This window comes from Pseudoalteromonas sp. CO325X (assembly GCF_004208955.1).
In the GTDB taxonomy this organism is placed as follows: Bacteria; Pseudomonadota; Gammaproteobacteria; order Enterobacterales; family Alteromonadaceae; genus Pseudoalteromonas; species Pseudoalteromonas ruthenica.
On sequence record NZ_SGPG01000038.1, the window covers coordinates 1 to 1,169 of the forward strand.

A 1,169-nucleotide genomic window follows, 5' to 3' on the forward strand; every position below is an offset into this window, starting at 1 on the left:
GCTACAACACCAGCACCAACTGTACGGCCACCTTCACGGATTGCGAAGCGTAGACCTTCATCCATCGCGATTGGGCAGATTAGCTCTACTACCATCTTGATGTTGTCACCTGGCATTACCATTTCTACGCCTTCTGGTAGCTGGATGTCACCAGTTACGTCAGTTGTACGGAAGTAGAACTGTGGACGGTAGCCTTTGAAGAATGGCGTGTGACGACCACCTTCATCTTTAGACAGTACGTATACTTCTGCTTCGAACTTGGTGTGCGGAGTGATTGTGCCTGGAGCTGCTAGTACTTGACCACGCTCTACTTCGTCACGCTTAGTACCACGTAGTAGGGCACCAATGTTCTCACCTGCACGGCCTTCGTCTAGAAGCTTACGGAACATCTCAACACCTGTACACGTTGTCTTCGTAGTTTCTTTGATACCTACGATTTCAACTTCGTCGTTCACGTTGATGATACCCGCTTCTACACGACCAGTTACTACTGTACCACGACCCTGGATTGAGAATACGTCTTCGATAGGCATGATGAATGGCTTATCGATGTCACGCTCTGGCTCTGGGATGTAAGAATCTAGTGCTTCTGCAAGCTCTACAATCTTGTCTTCCCACTCTTTCTCGCCTTCTAGCGCTTTAAGAGCTGAACCTTGGATTAGTGGTAGGTCGTCACCTGGGAAGTCGTACTCTGAAAGTAGTTCACGTACTTCCATTTCTACTAGCTCTAGTAGCTCTTCGTCATCAACCATGTCACATTTGTTCATGAATACGATGATGTAAGGTACGCCAACCTGACGAGATAGTAGGATGTGCTCACGTGTTTGTGGCATAGGACCGTCAGTAGCCGCAACTACTAGGATCGCGCCGTCCATCTGTGCAGCACCTGTGATCATGTTTTTAACGTAGTCAGCGTGTCCTGGACAGTCAACGTGTGCATAGTGACGTGTCGGAGTGTCGTACTCTACGTGTGAAGTTGCGATTGTGATACCACGCTCACGCTCTTCTGGAGCGTTATCGATTTGTGCGAAATCACGTGCTACACCACCGTATACTTTTGCTAGTACGTTAGTGATCGCTGCAGTTAGAGTTGTTTTACCGTGGTCAACGTGGCCGATTGTACCTACGTTTACGTGCGGTTTCGAACGTTCAAACTTTTCTTTTGCCAT

General features: G+C 48.2%; 1 protein-coding gene. It reads right to left on the minus strand.

The annotated features are described in order from the left end of the window. On the minus strand, positions 1–1,169 hold a 1,169-nt coding region (gene tuf, locus EXT46_RS18650; RefSeq protein WP_045980625.1), incomplete at its 3' end, for an elongation factor Tu.